A 20,614-nucleotide genomic window follows, 5' to 3' on the forward strand; every position below is an offset into this window, starting at 1 on the left:
CATATAAACACATCCTTATCTTATCTATATTTTAATGTGTTCGGTCTTTCGTGTCTACAATATTATACTAGCATCAAGTGCAAGGAAAAAATTCCTCCGTTCCTACGGAATTTTAGATGTAAATCTTTGTACTCAATTGAATTTTTGTATTATGTTTTTGTATATTTTAGATTTATCTGACGTGAGGAAGATAAACCAACCTTCACTCTACTCTTTACTCTACCTTCTACCTGCACCCCAAAGTTTTAGGAACAATAAAAATATGGTATTTTACAAGTGAATTTTTCACAAATGCGTCTTTATTTTTAGTTACTTCGTTTACTTCTTTCAAATTTTTAGCGGCAAAAAATATAGTTCCACCTTTTCTATTATATACTCCTCCACCTATCATATATTTCTGTGAAGGAATACTGCTATTTCTAATTTTAGTTTTTAATCCTTTTTTCTCAACTTCAGAATTTTTATTTTCATCTTTGCATTTGTAACTTAATCTAACAAATATATTGTTTTCATCCATATAAATTCCTCCATATTGCATACAAAATTTACAGAGTTGTAATGTTTTGTTGCATACAAATTTCAAGTTTCAGGTGTTTTATCTTTAGCAAAACAACCACTAATTTACTTGTTTACATATTAAAAGAACAAATGTTCCCTATATTTGTATTATAGTGAACATTTGTTCGATAGTCAATATGTTTTTATATTATTTTTCTTCCTTTATTAGAAAAAAAGCAAAGTGAAAGCATTCCCGGCCCAACATGTGAACCTATTACAGGCCCAACATGATTTATAATTACTTCTTTAACTTTAAGTTCATCTTTAATAATATCTCTTAAGTATTCAGCATCTGTTAGGCAGTCCCCATGGCTTATTCCGACTACCATATTTTCAAAATCATTTCCCCTTTCCTTAAGTTTATCTACTAAGAACCTAATAGCCTTTTTTCTTCCTCTAATATTAACAACATTTATAAGCTCACCATTTTCATCCATAAAAATTATAGGCTTTATACTAAGTAAGGTTCCAACAACAGCTTTAGACATAGAAAGTCTTCCTCCTCTTTTCAGATGAAATAAACTTTCTACCATAAACCAATGATTCATATTATTGCAATTTTCTTTTGCCCAATTTATTATATCCTCTCCAGTTTTACCGTCCTCTAAAGCTCTCCATGCATAGTAGTTTACTAAACCTTCGCCAATACTTGCACATTTAGTATCAAATATTTTTATACTCACATTAGGATATTCATCTAAAATTTGCATTTTTGCTATTTGTGCACTATCAAATGTACCACTTATAGCAGAATCAAATGCCAGATATACAACCTCTTTACCTTTTTCAATGATTTCCTTAAATTTCTCATGAAACCTATATGAATTTATTTGGGATGTAGATGGTTTTTCACCACTCCTCATTGCATTATAAAATTCCTCGTATTTAAGTGTTTTTCCAAAGTCATCTTCATATTCATTGCCTTTAAAATGACACATAAGTCCAATGGTTTCAATATTACTTTTTTCAATAAATTCTAAAGGTAGGTCACAACTTGAATCAATTAAAAGCACTGTCTCCATAAAACATTCTCCCTTAAATTAATAAATAACTTAAATATAATATCATAAATCACATTATAGCATATTAAAATATAATTATAAGTTAAATATTCTTGAATATACATAAAATACTTATATCATTTTCACAAAATTTGATTTATACTATTGTTAGTTATTATGGACAATTTGTTTATACATATAAAGACAAACCACCTTGAAGCTTGAAATTTATTTGTACCAAATACCGTCTTACGTGCATTATGCCGCAAATGAATTTTATTAGCTGAACTGGTTTATCTATAATTGGAGGGTGCTAACTATGGATTCAAAAGACGTAATGAAATATATAGAAAGTGAATATTACATAATAAACACTATAAATTGTGAGGTTTGCGGTGGTGACTACAGAGCAATTGGACAAGGCGTAGCTTTTATAGACAACGAACCTTATGATATATGCGAATGTGAATGTTCAAGCTGCGGGCACAAAAAAACTTTCGAGTTTCCTGCTCCTTTTTTAATTGATACATGTGATAAGTCTAAAAGTAATTCTCTAAATTAACTTTTTATAACAAAATAAAAAACACTATTTAATGTCATTTTTATCAGCTTTTATTTTAAGTTAAATCTAAGGGGGATTGACCCTCTTACCTTCAACGCGCTTCTAATTAAGTTATTCTAATGACACAAATAGCAAGATAATCCTTTTATTCTAACTAAAGCATTAAATCAGAAAATTCCAAATTAACCTTTTCTTCACTGCTGAGTTTAATTATATTTTCTTGATGTTTATTTTGAAACTTTCTTGAATTAAGTACGGGAAGCGTAATGACAAATTCACTTCCTTGTCCAGGCTTACTATGTACGGTTATCCAGCCATTATGAAGGTTAACAATCATCTTAACTATTAAAAGTCCTATTCCGCTTCCTTCTCTTTTTCTAGTAAAGGTCCTATCAAGCTGAACAAATCTTTCAAAGATTATTTTTTGTTTGCTTTCTGGAATTCCTATTCCATTATCCTTAACGGAAATTACTATATTTCTATCATCATCATGCACATTCACTTTAATCTCTCCGTGCTTGTCCGTAAATTTTATTGCATTTGATAATAAATTTAGTATAACCTTTTGAATTCCATCCTTATCAACTAACATTATTTTTTCCTCAATATCTGTATCAAATACTATGTTCTTACCCTTATCATTAATGAATGCAGCAGCAGCCATAGTCACATCTTCTACAATACTTACTATATTTTCTCGTGTAAAATTTAATTTACTTATGCCATCTTCTATTTCATTTACATCCATAAAATTATTTACAATTCTTAAAAGCCTGTAGCTATTTTGCTTAATCATAGAATAATACTTTTTATAAACTCTACATTGCTCTTCTAAATCCTTACATTCATCATAAAGCCCTATAACTTGAAGTGCGCTTAAAATTACGTTTAATGGAGTTCTAAGCTCATGAGATATGGTACCCATAAATTCACTTTTAGATTTGCTATACTTAACTATACTATCTTTTGCATCACTATTACGTGCTATGACCAATATAGCATTCTGATCTTCATATATAAATGGAATTCTAAGTATATTTACATTAAATACCTTATTATCGCATTTTCTTTTTATACTATTGTTGGTTATTATGTTTTCACCTTCATAAACTAATCTTTTAACATTATATTTTTTAGATTGTATATCTTTTGGTGAAATTTCCAAAAATGAATTAAAATCCTTTCCTATTACATCATCGATTTGATTACTTCCTATAAGCTCCATAGCCATTTTATTTAAATATAAAAGTTTATTATCTTGATGTATAAAAACAGCATCAGTTATATTCTCAAATATTTTTATATAATTGTTTTCATTATCATACATCTTCTTTTCTGCAATTTTATTTTTAGTTATATCATTTTTTATGATAATAATAACTTTTTCACCATTCTGAAATGCCATCGGAATTTCTATAACAAATAAAAATACCTGTTTGTTATTGTTAATAACACTTTCTTCATAAAAATAGGACTTGCTGTTTGTCCATGCATTTCTTTTGTATTTACTGCATATACTTTCTTTAATGTACTTATTTTCCACAGATAGCTCTTTATCAGTTTTACCAGCGTAATTATTATTTAAATTATAAAATTTTTCTGCATAACGGTTTGCACAAATCCATCTTCCATTTGCATCTTTTAATATAATTATAGCTGGTATGCTATCTATTAGAGCATCAATTTCTTCTCCCGTAATAAAAAAATCAACCCCAGCTAATAAACTTTTGTTTTGAATTAAGCTTTTTTCATATTTATAAAAAAATTCATCTATAGATACTATACAATCATTTAAAATTTTTTTATCCTCTATATTATTTATTAAGTAAACTCTATATCCATTCTCAAAGCATTTTATAATGTCATATGCTTTTTCCATAAAGTTATCTTTATTATATACTTTTGAAATGCATAATATTACATTCTGAGTCATAACTTGAAAATTTTCATCGCATAAATTAAATATACAATCATTAGCAGCTTTAACACATACTTTTAAAAACATTTTGTCCCTAAAAGTAACGTCAACTCCATATCTAATCATAAATGTAATAATTTCATTACAAATCTCATTTTCTTTACCTTCCAGAAATTCTCTCAATGAGCTTCTCATAAATTTCACTTTCCCTTGTCCTTTTAGTTTAAATCAATAAATATTATCTTACTATTCATAGTAAAATACAATAACAAAAGTGTCTCAATTTTTGACAATATTTTTAATATTTAAATAACATAAAATAACGATTTAGAACTTTACTTGGCTAAGGAGATGCTATTACTATATCAGCTTTGTAATCTATTATTGAAATATGTCGAAAATTTATTTATAGTCAATGCTAAAATTTAATGTTTATCTAATTCTAAAAAGCATTAAATATTGTTATAATAAATATATAATTTTAAAAGTGGTGATAACATGGATTTAAGTATTTTATCTAAGGAAAATAGAAATAACTTTATAAATTCTAATAAATCCTTTATAAAAAAAATAATAACAGAAATGCAAAAGGACAAATCTAAAGAAATTAGCGAAGAAGACCTTAGTATAGGAATATTTGCATTTAATAACGCTTGCAATTCCTATGTTGATTCAATGGGTAATTTTTTTAATTACTCAAAAGTAATAATAAAAAATCATGTTTTAGAATATCTGTGGAAAATTAGTAATACACCACGATTATACTTTTCTAATGATACTCCTGAAGCTTTTACCGAAGTGACTGAAGTTGAGAAAAAAGCCGAAAATAAAATTTATGCTAAAGAGGTTTTAATACTTAATAAAATATTAAAGCCTTACAATTTAACGTATATAAGTATAATAAAAAACTGTTCGTATAATAAAAAAATTAAGGATGATATTTTAAATATAGCTTTTCTATGCAGCCGTGAAGTGTTCATTTTGAATTTAATGGAAGAAGAAAAAGATATACCAATTCAAAAGGTAGCTCTATTAACCAAGTATAAAGTTGAATTTATCGAAAGATGGAAAAATTATATTCTTGCATTAATAATTATCTTTTCAAATAAAGATTTACTATATTTGAAAGCTTATTTAAATATCAATATTGGTGATAAAAAATGAAAGTTACAGGAATAGTTTTAGAAATAAAAAATAAAACTGCCTTTATTTACACTAATGAAGGTGAGTTCAGAGAAGTTAAGATAGATTCTGAAATGCCATCTATAGGGCAAGAATATACTGGAAAATCAAAAGGTATCCATCTAATAAAAGGGCAAATGCACCCATTTAGGAATGCGATTTTTATGTTTATACTTACTATTTTAATAAGCCTAGTTTGTTTTACATATGTATATTTTTCTACTACCTCAACAATAATAGTTGATATTGGTTCATCATTTGAATTAAGTTGTAATAGATGGAGCACAGTTACAGAAGGCTCTTCTATTGACAATAAACTCAGTATCCTTTTAAAAAAAATAAGTTTTAAAAACCGAAATGCAGATGAAGCTTTAGTAAATATTATAAATCAATGTAAGACAAGCCATTATGTAAAAAAAGATAAATCTATACTTCTTTACATTCATGGAGACAATGTGAATTTACCAAAGCTAAAAAAGTTTGCTGATAATAATTCACTCAAACTAATTATAAATTCAAATGGAGGAAACTTAAAATAGCTGATGTATTTTAATAAACGAATAACACTCATCATATTCTTCTAAAAACAAGAAAAACATGGTGAGTGTTATAACTTTCTATTGATGCATATTGCACAGCCAATAAAATCATATCTTATCTTCTAAAATGCTTTCATATCATGAATCACATGGGCTGCCGCCAAACCACCATTTATTTAATAAATGTCTTATAAGCACCTTTTAGCATGTCTATAGGGTGAACTAATTGAGGATAATTAGGGTTAGTTATTCTACTCTTAAAGTCACCTAAATTAAACTGTGGAAATATATATATTCTGTTGACTGCATAAACACCCTTATTAATATTTGCCCATTTCCCACTTGTAGTGAAGGCCATAATATATCCTGACTTTTGGCTTGCTTCAACAGTATCCTTATTAAAATATCCATATGGATATGCAATAAATCTAACTGCTTTATTACATATTCCCTCAAGCTTGTTTTGGGAATCTCTTAATGTTTTAAACTGATCTTTATAAGATAACTTATCTAATTTAGCGTGATTAGTAGTATGACTTTCTATGCTTATTCCATTATCACTCATTGTCTTCAATTCATTTGACTTTAGGTATAATGTCCCTTTATCTAAATAATCTGTTATAATAAACATAACCGCATTAAATTTATATTTTTTTAAAACCGGATATGCGTTTTTATACTGATTTTCATATCCATCATCAAAGGTTATAAGTACAGACTTTTTAAGCACAGGCTTATCCTTAACTATAAAATCATAAAATTCATCTGCTGAAAGAGTATGATATCCATTATCTTTTAAATATTTCATTTCCTCTTCAAACTGCCCTTTTGAAACTTCCATTATATTGCCACTACTGGCATCTGGTATAGAATGATACATCAAAACAGGTATACTTTCATTGTTGTGTATGAAATTTTTCGATGTGCTTGTACCATTATAACTTTTTAATATCAATGCGTCTTTGCTGTATACTATCCTTTTATAGCTTTTATAATAATTTGCTATAAATAATCCACAAATCAACACTATAATAACAATAACTGCTACTAATGCATTTCTCTTAGTTTTTTTGCGCATTTTGTCCTCCATAAATAACTAATTATAAACATTATCCACAACCTTGTGGACAATTCTGTTGATAACTAGTTTTCTAATCTTGCTTTAACAATAAGCCTGTGAGTAGCTACTCTTATAGGTGTACATGTAATTAAAGTCATAGTAGCATCACTTGACGGATTTAACACCTGTACTTGGCTAGGTAATACAACTTCTGTTTTATATACTTTGTATTTAAAGTCTCCTTTTACCGTTTTAACAGTTATTTCATCCCCTATGTTAATCTCATTTAATCTATTAAAATATTCTCCAAAGACATAACTTCTATGTCCAGCTACACAAAAATTTCCTTTTTGTCCAGGAAGTGCAGTATCTTTAAAATGACCAACAGCATACTTTAAAGTTTTTAGGTCTGCCCCTTCTCCTATTACAACTTTTAAGTTTATTTTAGGAATTATAAGTATCCCTACTCCTTCAATATCGTCATTGCTTGTACTATTTTTTAAATTACTGTTGCTCCTATGCTCCCTGTAATTTTTTATTTTATCTTCATATCTTACTAACATATCATGCTGCTTATGTGATACAAAAAACTTAATAGAGATTGCTCCAAGTATTAAAATTATACCTAAAGTTATTAACGCTATACCTACAATTTTAAATTTTTTAACCATAATTTTAAATCACACCTCAAATATATTATATCACCATTTAAATTTTTACTATATACCAAAAAATTATTTTCCTATATTTAAATAATTATATTAACAATTTACAACATATGTGATATACTGTAATTGTAATAAATGAAAACGATATCTTATCTTGAAAGGTTGGTGTTATATATGAAAAGCAATGTAATCTATGTTGATTTTTCTAAAAAATGCAAAGTGCATAAATCCAATTTAATTCTTACTAACCTTGCAAAATTTATAAAAAAGTTATTTAAAATAAATTCAAAATCAAATGTTTATTCTACGACAATATCTTCTAAAAAAAGTAAACGTATACTTTAGACATAAAGTGGCAATCTTAGCACCACTTCATATTTCTTGAAGTGGTTTATCCTTTATAATTTAATTTTTTTATCATAAAAGTATTTATTTTTTTCAAAAATACATTTATAATATAAGAAGTTACATATTTAGAAATTCATTTTACACTCTCCATAAAATAATTACAATATATCAACTAAAATAAAAAACCGGTTTTTTCCGGTTTTTTATTTTAAAAAATCGTATATTAAAGGAGTGCAATAATATGAGAATAGGAACTGGATACGATGTACATAAATTAGTGGAAGGAAGAAAGCTTATACTTGGCGGTGTTGAAATTCCATATAGTAAAGGACTACTTGGTCACTCTGATGCTGATGTTCTAATACATTCCATAATGGATAGTCTACTAGGTGCAGCAGCTTTAGGTGATATAGGAAAACATTTTCCTGATACTTCTGAAGAATATAAAGGAATCTCAAGCATCAAACTTCTTGAAGAAGTAAAAAAAATAATTGAAGAAGAAGGCTACAAAATCGGCAATATAGATTCTACAATTATAGCCCAAAAGCCTAAATTATCTAATTATATAGAACAAATGAGAAAAAACATTGCTAAAGCACTAGGGATAGATGTAAAATATATAAGTATAAAGGCAACTACTGAAGAGGGGCTGGGCTTTACAGGGAAAGAAGAAGGTATTTCAAGTCAAAGTGTGTGCCTAATTTTTTAGTAGAAGTCTATACAAAATATATTTTTTAGTAATATAATGCAAAATTTACTTAATAGTACATATAGGCGGTGATATTTATTGGGAAATGATAATAGCAGCTTAAAAAAGAGAATATTGCTAATTACAACTCTACCATTACTAGTTTTAGTATCTATTGAAGGAACTTTAATTTACCTAAAGTGCTATAGTGTATTAAAATCATCTTTATCTTCTTCAGAGCTTGCACAAAAGTCTTCTTCAATTGGTGTATTTATTTTTGTAGCTATTCTATTAACTTTACTTTTAAATGTAATTTTAACACAGTTATTCTTTAAAGGTCTATCGAATAAAATTGCAACTTTAAGGGAACAGTTGAAAAAAGTTGGGGATGGCGATTTATCTATTAGTGACATTAGTACAAGCTCTAGCGATGAATTGGGAGTTATACATCAAAACTTTAGCAAAATTATAAATAAGGTAGGATATCTAGTAAATAACGTAAAATCTTCTTCTACTACAGTTTTAGAAACTTCCTCTGCCTTAGAAAAATTAGCTTTAGAAGCAGATACCTCTGCAAACGATATTGCTTCAGCAATAGACTCCATAAGTAACTCTTCTGAAATACAGTCCAAAAATTCTGAAGAGTGCGCTAACAGAGCAAATTCTCTCTCTGATAAAATAAATAGAGTACTTACTGGTACTGAAGTTATGAATTCAGAAGCAGAAACCTTTAATGTTCTTATTGATAAGGGACTCCAAACAGTCAATCTCCTTACAAAGAAATCTTCTGACGCTTTAGAATCTACTGCAAAAGTAAATGAAATTGTCCTGAAGGTTCATGACAATTCTCAAAACATTGGCAATATAACTAAAACAGTTTCCCAAATAGCGGAACAAACTAATCTTTTAGCGCTAAACGCAGCCATAGAAGCAGCCCGCGCTGGTGAAGCTGGAAGAGGTTTTTCTGTTGTTGCTGACGAGGTTCGAAAATTAGCCGAACAAGTTACTGAATCAATAGTTGAAATTGAAACCCTTATAAATGAAATTCAACTTCATTCTAATGAAGCCGTTGAAGCTATGTCTGATGCTTCTGAAATCGTTAAATCTGAAAATGCAGCATCAACTGATACCAAGAAAATATTTAGCGATATTTCAGACGTAGTATTTGAAATGAGTGCGGTTGTTGATGAGATAAAAAATGCTAATCAAGAAATGGATATTGAAAAAAATAATCTTGTTGATTTGATTACTCAGATCTCATCTCAAAGTCAAGAAACTTCAGCTTCAGTACAAGAAGTCGCAGCTAATGCAGATGAACAAATAAAATCTATGGGTAATGTAGCTAATTACTCAAAAACTTTAAAAGAGCTTTCAGAAAAACTCGAAAACGAAATTCTAGCATTTAAACCGCAAAATTTAAAAAATGAGCTATAACATAAAACGAAGAAATCATATGATTTCTTCGTTTTTATTTATCTAATTAAACTAAAATAATCCTCTAAAGTTTCTTGTTAGCAAAGCTGCTCAATTCTTCAGATAAACTCATAACTTCTTCAACACTCGCATTAGTTTCTTGTATAGCGGCTGATTGCTGCTGCGTAGTGTTAAGTGTATCATCAGCGGCTTGTAATGTAGTATTTACAGAATTTTGTATGTTTTTAGTAAGAGTACTTATCTTATTTGCAGTCTCCTTAGAATTTTGTGAGAGCTTACGTATTTCTGTAGCAACAACACCAAAACCTTTTCCAGCTTCCCCTGCACGTGCTGCTTCTATAGCTGCATTTAGTCCAAGCATCTTAGTTTGATCTGCAATGCTCTTTATATATCCTAAAACATTGTTTATTTCATCTGAAATATCTTTTATATTTAAAATTTCCTTATTTAGATGTTCTTGATTATGAGTAACTTCTACTGACGATGCAGCTATTTCCTCCATAGCCGCAGATATCTGTGCAAAATTATCTGACAATACACCAGTCATATGCTTTATTTTCAGCTGCTCATACCCAATTTGGCATAAAGTATTAGCTACAGTAAATAATATGCTTGCTGATGCTCTAACTCTAGATTCAGCTTCTATATGAATATCATTAGCCGCTTTTTTATATGCATCCTCGTTTACACCAAGTTCATTGGCAGTTTTTATAACCTTATTCTCATCGGGCTTAGAAAAAGTAACTTGTCCTCCAAGAATTGTTGCAATATGCTTTCCCGCAATTGTTATAGGTGCCGCGAAATCAACTAGCCCAGCATGACATGTGTATATATATGGCTTTCCAGTTCTAGTTGCTTCCATACCACCTTTTAAATGCGATTCAGCACAACGCCTTCTACCCTCATCACTTGATTGAGTAAGAGCAGCACAAAAATTTGTGTATCTAGTCGGTTTAGTTATTGGCTTTCCATCCATATCAACAGTTATGCTTGCTATTTCCATACTTTCACCAAAATCATCTTGAAATTTTTGCAAGAAATCTAAATCGATTAAATCTTGGAGTTTTACATTATCAATCTCAAATGAACCATCTGACATTACATCATCTCCTATGTATAATATAAAAATTCTAAATTATAATTGCCCGTAAGCAAATAAATTTACACTATTTTTAATTCTTTTTATAATAATATAATATCATAGTTTAAAATAATTGTCTATTTATAGAATTACTTTTATATTCAAGTAAATTATGACGTAATCTATAATTTAACCATTTATCCTTAAATATGATTTTTTATCACTTAAAAATACTATATATAATCTAAATGTCGAATTGTTTTTATTGACTTTATATACTTAAATTGTTAAAATTAACTTGTAAGTTAAGTCGAATTATGTTGATAAGGAGTTATATTCAATACAATAAGATTGAAGATTGCGCCTACAATATTTACATTATAAAATCACAATTCCTTATTAAAATAATAACCCTACTCCCCTTATACCACATGTTTCCCCATGTGGTATTTCTTCATTTTACTTTTTTCATTTTTCTCATAGCCTTTAATTTCATGTTACTGCATTTTTTGTAGCTCAAATTATTAAATTTAGAATATTCCATAAGAGTAACACCCTTATAAAATACTGAAACTATTAGTTTTCTTTCTTCATCACTCAATATCTTTAATCTTGCTTCTATGAGTTCCTTAACTATATAATCTTCTTCTAGTGAATTCTCACTACTAAATATTCCGGAGTTTTCTCCACTAACTTCTAAATAATTATTTAAGCTACTTTCCATCCAGCACTTTGCAACCTTTCTTATTTCCATATTCAATTCATTTTTTATTGTTATAATAGCATATGGAAAAAAGTGTTTGCCACTGTCTAACTTAAAACATTTTATAGATTTCAGTAAAGCAATATTAGCAACACTTATAATATCTTCTAAAGCATAATTTTTAAGATAAATACTATGCGAACATTTAATTATAAACGGCTTTAGTTTTTCAATAATAAGCCATACAGCATCGCCATCACCATTTTTAGCCTCTTTGCACAGCTTATCGAATTCAATTATATTTTCCTTCAAGAGATAACCTTATCTCCTGCAGCTTGAGTATATATTTAAATCTTTAGATATATATTTTAATATCTTGCTTTCAGTTCTTCTTAGTCTCTTCACACATGTGTAATAATTTATTTTATTTCTTCTAGAATAATCAGCAATTGAAAGCTCTTTAAAATAACAAGCTTTTACTATATCCTTTTCATTATCGTTTAATTTATCTATAATCTTCATAATTATTTTCTTTATTTCTGACATTTCAATACTTTTTATATATTCTTCCTCAAAATCCTTCTCCTTATCTAACAAAAATATATTGTCTGTATATGAATCTATACTTAAGTTTTTATTGTAATTAATATTCTTTCTCATAATTTCATTAAACATATTTCTAATTATAGCTTTAATATACCCATTTAAATTTTTAATTTTATCTGCACGGCATTTTTTTGCAAGCTTTAGTATTTTCAATATAAAAATTTGCCTAAAATCCTCATAATCATATATACCTATAACAAAATTACTATATCTTTTGAAATATAAGTCACATTCAATAAAAACGTTATTTGCATTTGCTTCATCCTCGCAAAAATCTTTCTTAATAAAATCTCTAAGTAAATTATTATCCATAATCTTACCCCCTAAAAATAAATTACATAATTATAGACTGTAAAATTTAAATTTGTGGACATAATTAAGAAATTTTATATTTTTTCCACATCATTTTATAGCTATTCTGCAAATAAGTACATTCACCTTTAAAATATATAATAATTTACATTCTTATTGTACAAATTAAATACAGCTATATATAAATTAAGAGGTGATTTAATTTGACACAAGATTTAAAAAAAATAGTAACGAAGCAGAATACACTCAACATTATGTATACAATTTTAGGGTGCTTTATAACTGCTATAGGTATAAACACGTTTTTAGTTAACGCTCATTTATTAAGTGGTGGTGTATCTGGAATAGCCCTTATACTCCAATATACCCTAAGGTTTCCTGCTGGTATTTCTCTTTTAGTTATTAATATACCTCTTCTTTTACTCAGCTATAAAATAATGGGTAAAAGATTTACAGCAATGACCATGATTGGTACAATAGCCTTTTCTATAGCCATTGATATTACAGCTCCGTTCCAAAGCTTATTAAAGCTTAAGGATAACATACTTTTATGTGTATATGGAGGCGTTTTAAACGGCTTTGGCACTGGATTGGTCCTTAGTAACTACGGTTCTACCGGTGGTCTTGACATATTATCTGCAATCATCAAAAAAAAGCATGAAAACTTTCAATTTGCCACAACTTCCTTTGTCATAAATATGATAATAGTTTCTGTAGGTGCTATTTTCTTTGGGATATACAGTGCTTTATACACTCTTTTTTCAATATACATAGGTTCTCTTGTAATAGACAAAGTTTTAAAAGGTTTTAGCAGACAAAAACTAGTCATGATAATAACCAATGAAGAGAAAAAAATAAGCGATAGCATAATGTTTAATCTAAAAAGAGGTGTAACTTTTTTATATGGAGAAGGTGCGTATACTAGTAAAAAGAGGATGGTAATATACTGCGTTGTAAGTTTACGACAGTTACCACTTTTAAAAAATGTAGTAATGCAAACAGATAAAAATTCATTTATATCTGTAATTGATATATCAGAAGTGCAAGGAGAAGGCTTTAAAGGGAATCTATTCTAGCTAAGTAACAATGCTTCGTAGCGTTAAAAAAGTCCTATAAATCTAAGGTTCAAAAATCATAAAATACTAATAAATTTCAATAACTCGCGAAAAAAATGCTCAGACAATTGAAATATCTAAGTATTTTACAATTTTTGAGCCAAGATTTATTAGGACTTTTTTAAATCGTTCCTTCAGCATTGTTACTTAGCCCCCACGGTAGTTCAAGGAAAAAATTCCTCCGTACCTGCGGAATTTTAGGTACGAATCTTTGTAATCAATTAAATTTCCAGCACACAATATTGCACTTAATTTCTATTGATTAACCATGTTTAAAGCAAGTTTTTTCCAATATAATAAAACACCTAGAACTAATACTCAATGCATTAATTCTAGGCTTATAAATTTATTAACGTTGATACCATATATTGTTTTTTCTATTTTCAAGGGGTAAAATAGTTTTAGGGAATAAAATTTTATTTATTGGACAGATCTCCTATTTTCTTTTCTAATTCAAATACCTTTTTATAAAGAGCTATTTCCCTTTTTATAAGATTTTTTTCGGCAAGAGCAGTCATCAGCTGATCTTGAGCATGAATTACAAGGAAATTAGGTGTTTCATTGTCCATCTGGCCTTGAATAAGCATATTCTGGTAATTATGACCTTCATAGAATTCATCATCTGCTTCATCAAGGCATTTTTCTGCCAATTCAAAATCTCCTTCTTCAGCAGCATCTAGTGCATCATAAGCTTTCCCTCTGGCATTTCCTCCATGTAAAACTAAATTAAATATTATATTTTCTAAAGTTGGCTTTTCTTTCTCTTCCATTTTTATGCCTCCTTAACTGTTTTTTATATTATTCTGTTACTCCATTATCTGCTTGTACTTCTGCAGCTGCTTTCTTTTCATTAGTTACAAGTTGTTTTTCATACATTTTAAAGAATGGCCAATAAATTACTGCAGCTATAATTAAATTTACAAGTTGAAGTGCTGCGCCCTGCCAATAACCACCTGTAGCAATTACTCCACCAAAGAAAACTGGAACGGTAAATGGAGGCTGCATAACAATCTTAGGGACAATATTAGCTGCAAAAGCTATATAGTTTACAGTTACTGCTGCTACTGGAGCAAGTACAAATGGTATAAAGAGTATTGGGTTTAGAACTAGCGGTGCACCAAATATAAGAGGTTCATTTATATTAAAGATTGCAGGTATAAGTTCAACCTTTCCGATGCTTTTAAGCTGCTTTGATGAAGAGAACAAAAACATTATTACAAGTGGCCATGTAAGTCCTGATCCTCCTATATGTGTGAACATATGAAAGAATGGTTCTGTTATTATACCATGTAAAGCTTGATGATGATTAAGTGCCGATGTATTTGCTGCAAGCTGTGCTGTCCAGAAAGGATATGCCACAGAGGATACGACATTCATACCATGAATACCAAGTGACCATAAAAGCATCATTAAGATTATTTCAAGTACCGCTGCTGGATAAGTATTTGAAACAGCAACAAGGGGTTTGAATATATCAAGTACAAGTTGTGGCAGCGTTATGTGGAGATTAGCCCATATTACCCACTCAAGTGCCCATGATGCAGTAATCATTACAAAGAAAGGAACAAGTGCTCTAAAGGTTCTTACAACATAAGGTGGAACTCCTGCTGGCATCTTAATTATAAGTCCCTTTTGCGTAAATAATTTCATTACAGTTGTAGTTACTATACCTAAAATTATTGCTATAAATAATCCCTGTGAACCTAAATAATTAAGTACATCACCAAATTTAACTTTATTAACATCTGTTGCTGGAAAACATACAATGAAGAAACAAACGAGCGATAGCATTCCACATAAGGCCTCATCCATATCCCACCTTGAAGCAAGGCTATAAGCGGTTCCAAATGCAACTGCCATTGCCATTATTCCAAAGCTTAAGTTAAACGCAATATTAATTTGATCTTGAATAGGTTTAATTGCATTAGCCCAAGCATTTATTACCCCCCATCCAAGTGCCGTTGGTGGATTTGCAATAATAAGGAATATCGCACCACTTATAATAAGTGGTAATGTGAATACACAAAAAGCGTCACGGATAGATTGAAGATATATATTTTGTGCGGCTTTAGCCAAAATAGGCATTAGCTTCTCATCCATCCAATTCATGAACTTATTTCCTTCCATAAAATTGACCTCCCTAGGTTTTATTTATATTTTTAAAGGGAGCTATTAGGCTCCTCTTTAAATCAATTTTATACGCTCTTATAGCTTTCCTGATTTTTTAGCTAGTTCAACTATTTGATCTAAAACCTTAGCTCCATCAAGCATTGCAAAAGCCTGCATGTTTACTATTTCAACCGGTATGTCATATTTGCTTGCAGCAGCCTCAACTTCCTTTTTAAGATGTCTTACTTGCGGTTCAAGTAGTGCTACAGAATAATTTTCTGCCTTCTTTTTAAATTCTCCAGTTCCACCTGCATCAACAGTTATGTCTAAATTTCTTTTCTTGGCTTCATCAGTAACAGCCTTTGCAAGAGAACTTGACGTTGCACCCCAACTACATAAAATAATAGCTTTCATTTTAAATTTCCTCCTCTATTTTTAATAAATTTTCTTTTTTTATATTTATTTGAACTTTTGTCTAAGTTTTTTTGATAAAGAACTAGCATTTTTCTAAAATAAAACTGTATTGCAAACATTACAGCAAGAAACACATTTCCAAAAATAAATAGTTTTATTCCTGAAGCAACTTTATTGTTAACAATAAGTTTTATTGAAAGTATGAACCATGGAAGGCTAAGTAAAAATAAAAATGCTTTTATAGGTTTATTAGATACATAAAGTAAATTATTATTCTTCATTTCTAATTAATCACCCTCTCAATCTGATAATAAAGCTTTTTCAAAAGTGCTTCTTCAATGATTCTTCTGCAGCTTTGTGTATTTGAGCTTTCATTGATTCTTTGTATAAAATCTGCCTGTTCTATTATTGCTGTAGATAGATCGCCTATCACCTCTAGGCTTTCTTTTCTACTAGAAGGAGCTATCATTAAAAAAGCTGTGGTTACCTTTTCATTTTTATCCATCAAATTCACCATATTTATAGGCTTCTCAAGCTTTCCAACGACAACCGTTGCCGCCTTTATATCTTCACTTACGCAGTGATATATTGCAAATTTTTTTTTAGGAAGTATTATAGTTGACTGCTTCTCTTTACTTTCTAAAAGAGCTTGTATATTTTTATATCTTAATTCATTAATAAGTCCGTTTTCTTTTACACAGTTTAAAAGTTCTTTTATTATTCCGCCTATTCTCCTTGAAGAAATTTGTGTAAAAAATGTATTCTTTACTATACTATTAACTTCCGAACTATATAAGCTTATAGCTTTTAACTTATCCATGTTACCTTGAAAAATGTTTTCATTATCCTCTTCATTTATAGATATTTTAATATTAAGTTCGCTTTCAAGCTTTTTTATATCGTTTTCATTAAATAGAGAATTAATCACAATAACCTTAACATCATTTCTTTTTATTGGAACTGTTGATATAATGACATCAATATTATTGTTTTTTATCATTTCATCAAGCTGCAATACAGAAGAAACCGCTATTATATTAAGCTCCTGAACTTTCTTAAGCTTTACTGCAAGCATTCTTGATATTCCTATACCATTTGAACATACCAAAAGTGCATTAAATTTAATAAGTTTGCTCTTCATTCTTTCAATAGAAGCCGCAAAATGCATGGTTATATACCCAATTTCATCCTCACTTATATCCTTCTTAAGCTCATTTTGCAGTACTTTGAGTACCCTTTCACTTTTATTGAAGATATCACTATACTGCCTCTTTATATCTAAGATAAGTGGATTTCTTATAATATATCCACATTTAAGCCTATATATTGAATATAAAAGGTGCATACTTAAATCCTTTTTCAATATTAAATCTTTTTTAAGATTCATATTAAAAATTTTTGATGCTTCATCTATTATTTTTTCTACAATAGAATTTAGATAATCTCCATTTAAATTTAAACTTTCGCTTCCTCCTCTAAGTCCTTGAAGATGTACAGCAATATATGCTATTTCTTCATCCGGTATTTTAATTCCAATTTGTTCTTCAATACAATTTGCAATATTCTGTGACAAATTATATTCATTAGAATTTTTAAGCTTCTCAAGGGTGATTGCATCAATATCAATTTTCTCATTTTTCTCCAATCTTTTGATTGCTAATGCAAGGTGTACTATAAGTTCAATATAAAGCCTATCTTCAATTTGATAATTCATCGTTATTTTGACTTTTATAAGTGCTTTCTCAATTATTGAAATTGTTTTGTAATCAATAATATTTAAAAGTCTTATGTTTAATTCATCAACTGAATTGTATGCTTCGTTATGATTTTCATTATAATTTTTCTGCATAAAACCTATTAAATCATCCGTATTATAATTTTTATATAATAAATCTATTATTGCATGTCTTATATTTTTCTCATCTGTTTTTACATAAATACCAACTCCCGGTTTTGATATAAAATCAATATTTTTACTTCTAAGCCATTCCTTTATGTCATTTAAATAATTACTTACTGTTGTATTTGATACTCTAAACTTACTAGCAAAGTATTGAATTTTTATTGGGTCTTTTGATTGTAGAAGTTCTACCAGAATTGCATTTTTGATATTCTTAGCTTTCATTATGGATCTACAGCATGGCAAAGCTAATTTTAAATTTATTATATTTTCATAAGTTCCATCTAAAACCAATCCTTTAGTTGTATTTGATACTCTTATGCTAAATTTTTCAATGTACTTATTGATTTTAGATATCTCTCTATACACAGTTCTTTTTGTTATAAAGTAATCTCTAGAAAATTCATCTATGCTGACCTTCTCATTTGCCGTAAGCCTAATCAGTAAATCTATTTGTCTGGAATTTAAATTTATCATTTTTAAATCACCTATCTATAAATTTAGGATTTAAAATGTTCTTAGTTAAATTTTGCTTACCACCCTTCGATATCTATTATATAGTTGAAAAACCAATTTATACAAGTTAAACATAATCACATATTGTCATAATTGCAGTGACATTTTTTTATGAATTATAGATAAAAAACAAACCCTAAGCTTACACCATAAATATTTTATTTATAGCATAAGCTTAGGATTTAAATTTTCCCAGTAATTTCACTATAGATAAACCATTTCAAGTTTCAGAGTAGTTTATCTTTATATATTAATCTTTAAGGTCTATATTCTTCTGATATGCTTAACACCTTACCATTTGATATTGTAACTTGAAAAGGTTTTTTATATTGATATGCTGATAAACTCGAAAAGCTTATTTCGCTTTTAGCTCCAGAATAAATATCAAATTTATAGATTTTAGCACTATCATCAACTGGTAGTATAAAATCATCACTTATACGAATATCGTCACCATCATCATCAATACTTGGATTTCCATTTTCATCATAATATAAATCCTGAACTTCATTTCCCGTAGTTCTTTCATATTGAACAAGTTCTTCAGCAGATAAACGCTTATAACAATATCCTTTAATAAATTTATTACCGCTCCCATCTGTATAAGCACTTGATATTTCCATTTCTATATCTGCATTCTGATTTTTATAATCCTCGGTTTTAAGATAATCACTTTGAATTTTTGTGCACGGATATTGGCTTGTAATTTTCTGATTTACCGGAACAAATTTCTGTTCATTTTCATTATATTTAAATGTTGTGGTAACATTTGCAACTATATCCGCATGAAATGCACCTGAAATAGCGTGGTTAGTTGTAAAAATCCCTACTCCATCTTCATCCGTGCCATCTTTAATGTTTGGACCAAATCCAACATATAGATCATTATCAGATCCATTATTTACTTGCTCCATCCAAGATGAATCCTTTGATAAATCTATTGTATATGAACTATTATCAGAATGAAGCGTTATTTTAGCAATACGCTTTCCCGACATCTCGTAATCAAAAGGACTGCTGCCTAAATCTAATTCTTTAAGTTCATTATTTTTATCTGAAAATATCATTGGAATTCCATCACAAGAATTTCCTCCAGGATAAAGATTTAATCTTATATCCTGTACTCCATCGCCTGTATAATCATTTAAATATATTCCTGTATTACTTTTTTCAGCCCCCTCTTCAATATATTTATAGTTCTTAAATGCACCAGTTTCCGGGTCTAAAAGAATAAGATAAAGCCTATCATAGTAACCTTCATTTTCACATAATCCTGCTAATATTACATCTTCACTTTTAGAATCACCATCTACATCAGCCTTTTTTATATCTAAAATTTCAAATTTTTCATCACTTTCAGGTGATCTTATACTGTCTCCTATTTTATAATTTACATCATCACTTTTTATTGAAAAATGCATTGTAATTTTATTTTTTACATTTTTGCTTTTTGATGAATGAACATTATTTCCTATATTCAAAGTATACTTTCCACCTGGCGTATACCCATTTGAAGGTGGATTAATTTTTATACTTTTATTATTTCCTTTATCAACCATCAACTGTACAGGCACACTGTTTCCGCTATCATCCCTTACAGTAATATCATTTTTTGTAGCAGCATCAAATCCAACCTCATCACTAAAGTTTATTGTCCAAATTTTGTTTGAAGCTACTATTTGATTATCAGTAAAAGTAACTGCCTTTACCTTAGATGTAAGCAAAAGAAAAAAAACTAAAAATACTGCAGGAAAAATTTTATTTTTCATAAGTACATCCCCCTATTTATGTTTTGTATGGTTTATTTTCTAATGCTTATTATATCATGAATAAACTGCATATTAAATATTGTAAAATTGATATCTTACCAAATTATACATCATATTAATTTTTTTATTTA

The 20,614-nt window shown here is 28.8% G+C and carries 20 protein-coding genes; 6 read left to right on the forward strand and 14 right to left on the reverse strand.

Going from position 1 to position 20,614, the window contains the following annotated elements:
* Window positions 1–226: 226 nt before the first annotated feature.
* Window positions 227–517 carry a hypothetical protein gene (locus ACJDT4_RS16220; protein WP_406788627.1) on the reverse strand — a complete coding sequence of 97 codons (291 nt, stop codon included), beginning with the start codon at window positions 515–517 and terminating at the stop codon, window positions 227–229.
* Window positions 518–701: 184 nt separating this feature from the next.
* Window positions 702–1,580 (reverse strand): DegV family protein, encoded by an 879-nt coding sequence (locus ACJDT4_RS16225; protein WP_406788628.1) that lies wholly within the window; start codon window positions 1,578–1,580, stop codon window positions 702–704.
* Window positions 1,581–1,878: 298 nt separating this feature from the next.
* Between ACJDT4_RS16225 and ACJDT4_RS16230 the strand changes: the two genes are divergently transcribed.
* Window positions 1,879–2,121 (forward strand): metal-binding protein, encoded by a 243-nt coding sequence (locus ACJDT4_RS16230; RefSeq protein WP_406788629.1) that lies wholly within the window; start codon window positions 1,879–1,881, stop codon window positions 2,119–2,121.
* A 154-nt stretch (window positions 2,122–2,275) separates the two neighbouring features.
* Here the strand turns inward: ACJDT4_RS16230 and ACJDT4_RS16235 are convergent, their stop codons facing one another.
* Window positions 2,276–4,234, reverse strand: a complete 1,959-nt coding sequence (locus ACJDT4_RS16235; protein WP_406788630.1) for a sensor histidine kinase — start codon at window positions 4,232–4,234, stop codon at window positions 2,276–2,278.
* 303 nt (window positions 4,235–4,537) lie between these two features.
* Here ACJDT4_RS16235 and ACJDT4_RS16240 point away from each other — a divergent pair, with 303 nt between their 5' ends.
* Complete coding sequence (locus ACJDT4_RS16240) at window positions 4,538–5,203, forward strand: hypothetical protein (protein WP_406788631.1); 666 nt, start codon at window positions 4,538–4,540, stop codon at window positions 5,201–5,203.
* A complete protein-coding gene (locus ACJDT4_RS16245; protein WP_406788632.1) occupies window positions 5,200–5,760 on the forward strand; it encodes an anti-sigma factor domain-containing protein in 561 nt (186 codons plus the stop codon). The genes ACJDT4_RS16240 and ACJDT4_RS16245 overlap by 4 nt, the downstream gene beginning before the upstream one ends.
* Window positions 5,761–5,932: 172 nt before the next feature.
* On the opposite strand, the gene ACJDT4_RS16250 is transcribed toward ACJDT4_RS16245, so the two are convergent.
* Window positions 5,933–6,838 carry a polysaccharide deacetylase family protein gene (locus ACJDT4_RS16250; RefSeq protein WP_406788633.1) on the reverse strand — a complete coding sequence of 302 codons (906 nt, stop codon included), beginning with the start codon at window positions 6,836–6,838 and terminating at the stop codon, window positions 5,933–5,935.
* Window positions 6,839–6,903: 65 nt separating this feature from the next.
* Complete coding sequence (locus ACJDT4_RS16255; RefSeq protein ID WP_406788634.1) at window positions 6,904–7,491, reverse strand: class D sortase; 588 nt, start codon at window positions 7,489–7,491, stop codon at window positions 6,904–6,906.
* A gap of 586 nt (window positions 7,492–8,077) precedes the next feature.
* Here ACJDT4_RS16255 and ispF point away from each other — a divergent pair.
* Together ispF and ACJDT4_RS16265 are read left to right on the forward strand one after the other, a co-directional pair.
* Window positions 8,078–8,545 carry a 2-C-methyl-D-erythritol 2,4-cyclodiphosphate synthase gene (ispF, locus tag ACJDT4_RS16260; protein WP_406788635.1) on the forward strand — a complete coding sequence of 156 codons (468 nt, stop codon included), beginning with the start codon at window positions 8,078–8,080 and terminating at the stop codon, window positions 8,543–8,545.
* A gap of 78 nt (window positions 8,546–8,623) precedes the next feature.
* Window positions 8,624–9,958 (forward strand): methyl-accepting chemotaxis protein, encoded by a 1,335-nt coding sequence (locus ACJDT4_RS16265; protein WP_406788637.1) that lies wholly within the window; start codon window positions 8,624–8,626, stop codon window positions 9,956–9,958.
* 64 nt (window positions 9,959–10,022) lie between these two features.
* On the opposite strand, the gene ACJDT4_RS16270 is transcribed toward ACJDT4_RS16265, so the two are convergent.
* From ACJDT4_RS16270 to ACJDT4_RS16280, 3 genes are all read right to left on the reverse strand, one after another.
* Window positions 10,023–11,057: a PocR ligand-binding domain-containing protein gene (locus tag ACJDT4_RS16270; RefSeq protein WP_406788638.1), complete on the reverse strand. Its 1,035-nt coding sequence runs from the start codon at window positions 11,055–11,057 to the stop codon at window positions 10,023–10,025.
* A 436-nt stretch (window positions 11,058–11,493) separates the two neighbouring features.
* The gene (locus ACJDT4_RS16275) at window positions 11,494–12,054 is read right to left on the reverse strand and encodes a sigma-70 family RNA polymerase sigma factor (protein ID WP_406788639.1); all 561 of its coding nucleotides are present in this window, start codon (window positions 12,052–12,054) and stop codon (window positions 11,494–11,496) included.
* A gap of 9 nt (window positions 12,055–12,063) precedes the next feature.
* Complete coding sequence (locus ACJDT4_RS16280) at window positions 12,064–12,660, reverse strand: sigma-70 family RNA polymerase sigma factor (protein ID WP_406788640.1); 597 nt, start codon at window positions 12,658–12,660, stop codon at window positions 12,064–12,066.
* A gap of 254 nt (window positions 12,661–12,914) precedes the next feature.
* Here ACJDT4_RS16280 and ACJDT4_RS16285 point away from each other — a divergent pair, with 254 nt between their 5' ends.
* Complete coding sequence (locus ACJDT4_RS16285; protein WP_406788767.1) at window positions 12,915–13,736, forward strand: YitT family protein; 822 nt, start codon at window positions 12,915–12,917, stop codon at window positions 13,734–13,736.
* Window positions 13,737–14,191: 455 nt separating this feature from the next.
* Here ACJDT4_RS16285 and ACJDT4_RS16290 read toward each other — a convergent pair whose 3' ends face one another.
* The 6 genes from ACJDT4_RS16290 to ACJDT4_RS16315 form a co-directional block, all read right to left on the reverse strand.
* Window positions 14,192–14,545: a PTS sugar transporter subunit IIA gene (locus tag ACJDT4_RS16290; RefSeq protein WP_406788641.1), complete on the reverse strand. Its 354-nt coding sequence runs from the start codon at window positions 14,543–14,545 to the stop codon at window positions 14,192–14,194.
* A gap of 28 nt (window positions 14,546–14,573) precedes the next feature.
* Complete coding sequence (locus ACJDT4_RS16295) at window positions 14,574–15,902, reverse strand: PTS sugar transporter subunit IIC (protein ID WP_406788643.1); 1,329 nt, start codon at window positions 15,900–15,902, stop codon at window positions 14,574–14,576.
* 78 nt (window positions 15,903–15,980) lie between these two features.
* A complete protein-coding gene (locus ACJDT4_RS16300; RefSeq protein ID WP_406788644.1) occupies window positions 15,981–16,298 on the reverse strand; it encodes a PTS sugar transporter subunit IIB in 318 nt (105 codons plus the stop codon).
* Window positions 16,295–16,579 (reverse strand): hypothetical protein, encoded by a 285-nt coding sequence (locus tag ACJDT4_RS16305; protein WP_406788645.1) that lies wholly within the window; start codon window positions 16,577–16,579, stop codon window positions 16,295–16,297. Before ACJDT4_RS16305 ends, ACJDT4_RS16300 begins: the two co-directional genes overlap by 4 nt.
* A 2-nt stretch (window positions 16,580–16,581) precedes the next feature.
* Entirely contained in the window at window positions 16,582–18,675 is a 2,094-nt protein-coding gene (locus ACJDT4_RS16310) for a BglG family transcription antiterminator (RefSeq protein ID WP_406788646.1), read from the reverse strand.
* 296 nt (window positions 18,676–18,971) lie between these two features.
* The gene (locus ACJDT4_RS16315; protein ID WP_406788647.1) at window positions 18,972–20,483 is read right to left on the reverse strand and encodes an Ig-like domain-containing protein; all 1,512 of its coding nucleotides are present in this window, start codon (window positions 20,481–20,483) and stop codon (window positions 18,972–18,974) included.
* Window positions 20,484–20,614: the final 131 nt, after the last annotated feature.

It is taken from the genome of Clostridium neuense (genome assembly GCF_045310695.1).
GTDB classification, from domain to species: Bacteria; Bacillota; Clostridia; order Clostridiales; family Clostridiaceae; genus Clostridium_S; species Clostridium_S neuense.

What these genes read in the sequence shown, in the direction of transcription:
- ACJDT4_RS16220 (WP_406788627.1), bottom strand. Translation starts at nt 517, where the DNA reads ATGGATGAAAACAATATATTTGTTAGATTAAGTTACAAATGCAAAGAT.
- ACJDT4_RS16225 (WP_406788628.1), bottom strand. Translation starts at nt 1,580, where the DNA reads ATGGAGACAGTGCTTTTAATTGATTCAAGTTGTGACCTACCTTTAGAA.
- ACJDT4_RS16230 (WP_406788629.1), top strand. Translation starts at nt 1,879, where the DNA reads ATGGATTCAAAAGACGTAATGAAATATATAGAAAGTGAATATTACATA.
- ACJDT4_RS16235 (WP_406788630.1), bottom strand. Translation starts at nt 4,234, where the DNA reads ATGAGAAGCTCATTGAGAGAATTTCTGGAAGGTAAAGAAAATGAGATT.
- ACJDT4_RS16240 (WP_406788631.1), top strand. Translation starts at nt 4,538, where the DNA reads ATGGATTTAAGTATTTTATCTAAGGAAAATAGAAATAACTTTATAAAT.
- ACJDT4_RS16245 (WP_406788632.1), top strand. Translation starts at nt 5,200, where the DNA reads ATGAAAGTTACAGGAATAGTTTTAGAAATAAAAAATAAAACTGCCTTT.
- ACJDT4_RS16250 (WP_406788633.1), bottom strand. Translation starts at nt 6,838, where the DNA reads ATGCGCAAAAAAACTAAGAGAAATGCATTAGTAGCAGTTATTGTTATT.
- ACJDT4_RS16255 (WP_406788634.1), bottom strand. Translation starts at nt 7,491, where the DNA reads ATGGTTAAAAAATTTAAAATTGTAGGTATAGCGTTAATAACTTTAGGT.
- ispF (WP_406788635.1), top strand. Translation starts at nt 8,078, where the DNA reads ATGAGAATAGGAACTGGATACGATGTACATAAATTAGTGGAAGGAAGA.
- ACJDT4_RS16270 (WP_406788638.1), bottom strand. Translation starts at nt 11,057, where the DNA reads ATGTCAGATGGTTCATTTGAGATTGATAATGTAAAACTCCAAGATTTA.
- ACJDT4_RS16280 (WP_406788640.1), bottom strand. Translation starts at nt 12,660, where the DNA reads ATGGATAATAATTTACTTAGAGATTTTATTAAGAAAGATTTTTGCGAG.
- ACJDT4_RS16285 (WP_406788767.1), top strand. Translation starts at nt 12,915, where the DNA reads ATGTATACAATTTTAGGGTGCTTTATAACTGCTATAGGTATAAACACG.
- ACJDT4_RS16290 (WP_406788641.1), bottom strand. Translation starts at nt 14,545, where the DNA reads ATGGAAGAGAAAGAAAAGCCAACTTTAGAAAATATAATATTTAATTTA.
- ACJDT4_RS16295 (WP_406788643.1), bottom strand. Translation starts at nt 15,902, where the DNA reads ATGGAAGGAAATAAGTTCATGAATTGGATGGATGAGAAGCTAATGCCT.
- ACJDT4_RS16300 (WP_406788644.1), bottom strand. Translation starts at nt 16,298, where the DNA reads ATGAAAGCTATTATTTTATGTAGTTGGGGTGCAACGTCAAGTTCTCTT.
- ACJDT4_RS16305 (WP_406788645.1), bottom strand. Translation starts at nt 16,579, where the DNA reads ATGAAGAATAATAATTTACTTTATGTATCTAATAAACCTATAAAAGCA.
- ACJDT4_RS16310 (WP_406788646.1), bottom strand. Translation starts at nt 18,675, where the DNA reads ATGATAAATTTAAATTCCAGACAAATAGATTTACTGATTAGGCTTACG.
- ACJDT4_RS16315 (WP_406788647.1), bottom strand. Translation starts at nt 20,483, where the DNA reads ATGAAAAATAAAATTTTTCCTGCAGTATTTTTAGTTTTTTTTCTTTTG.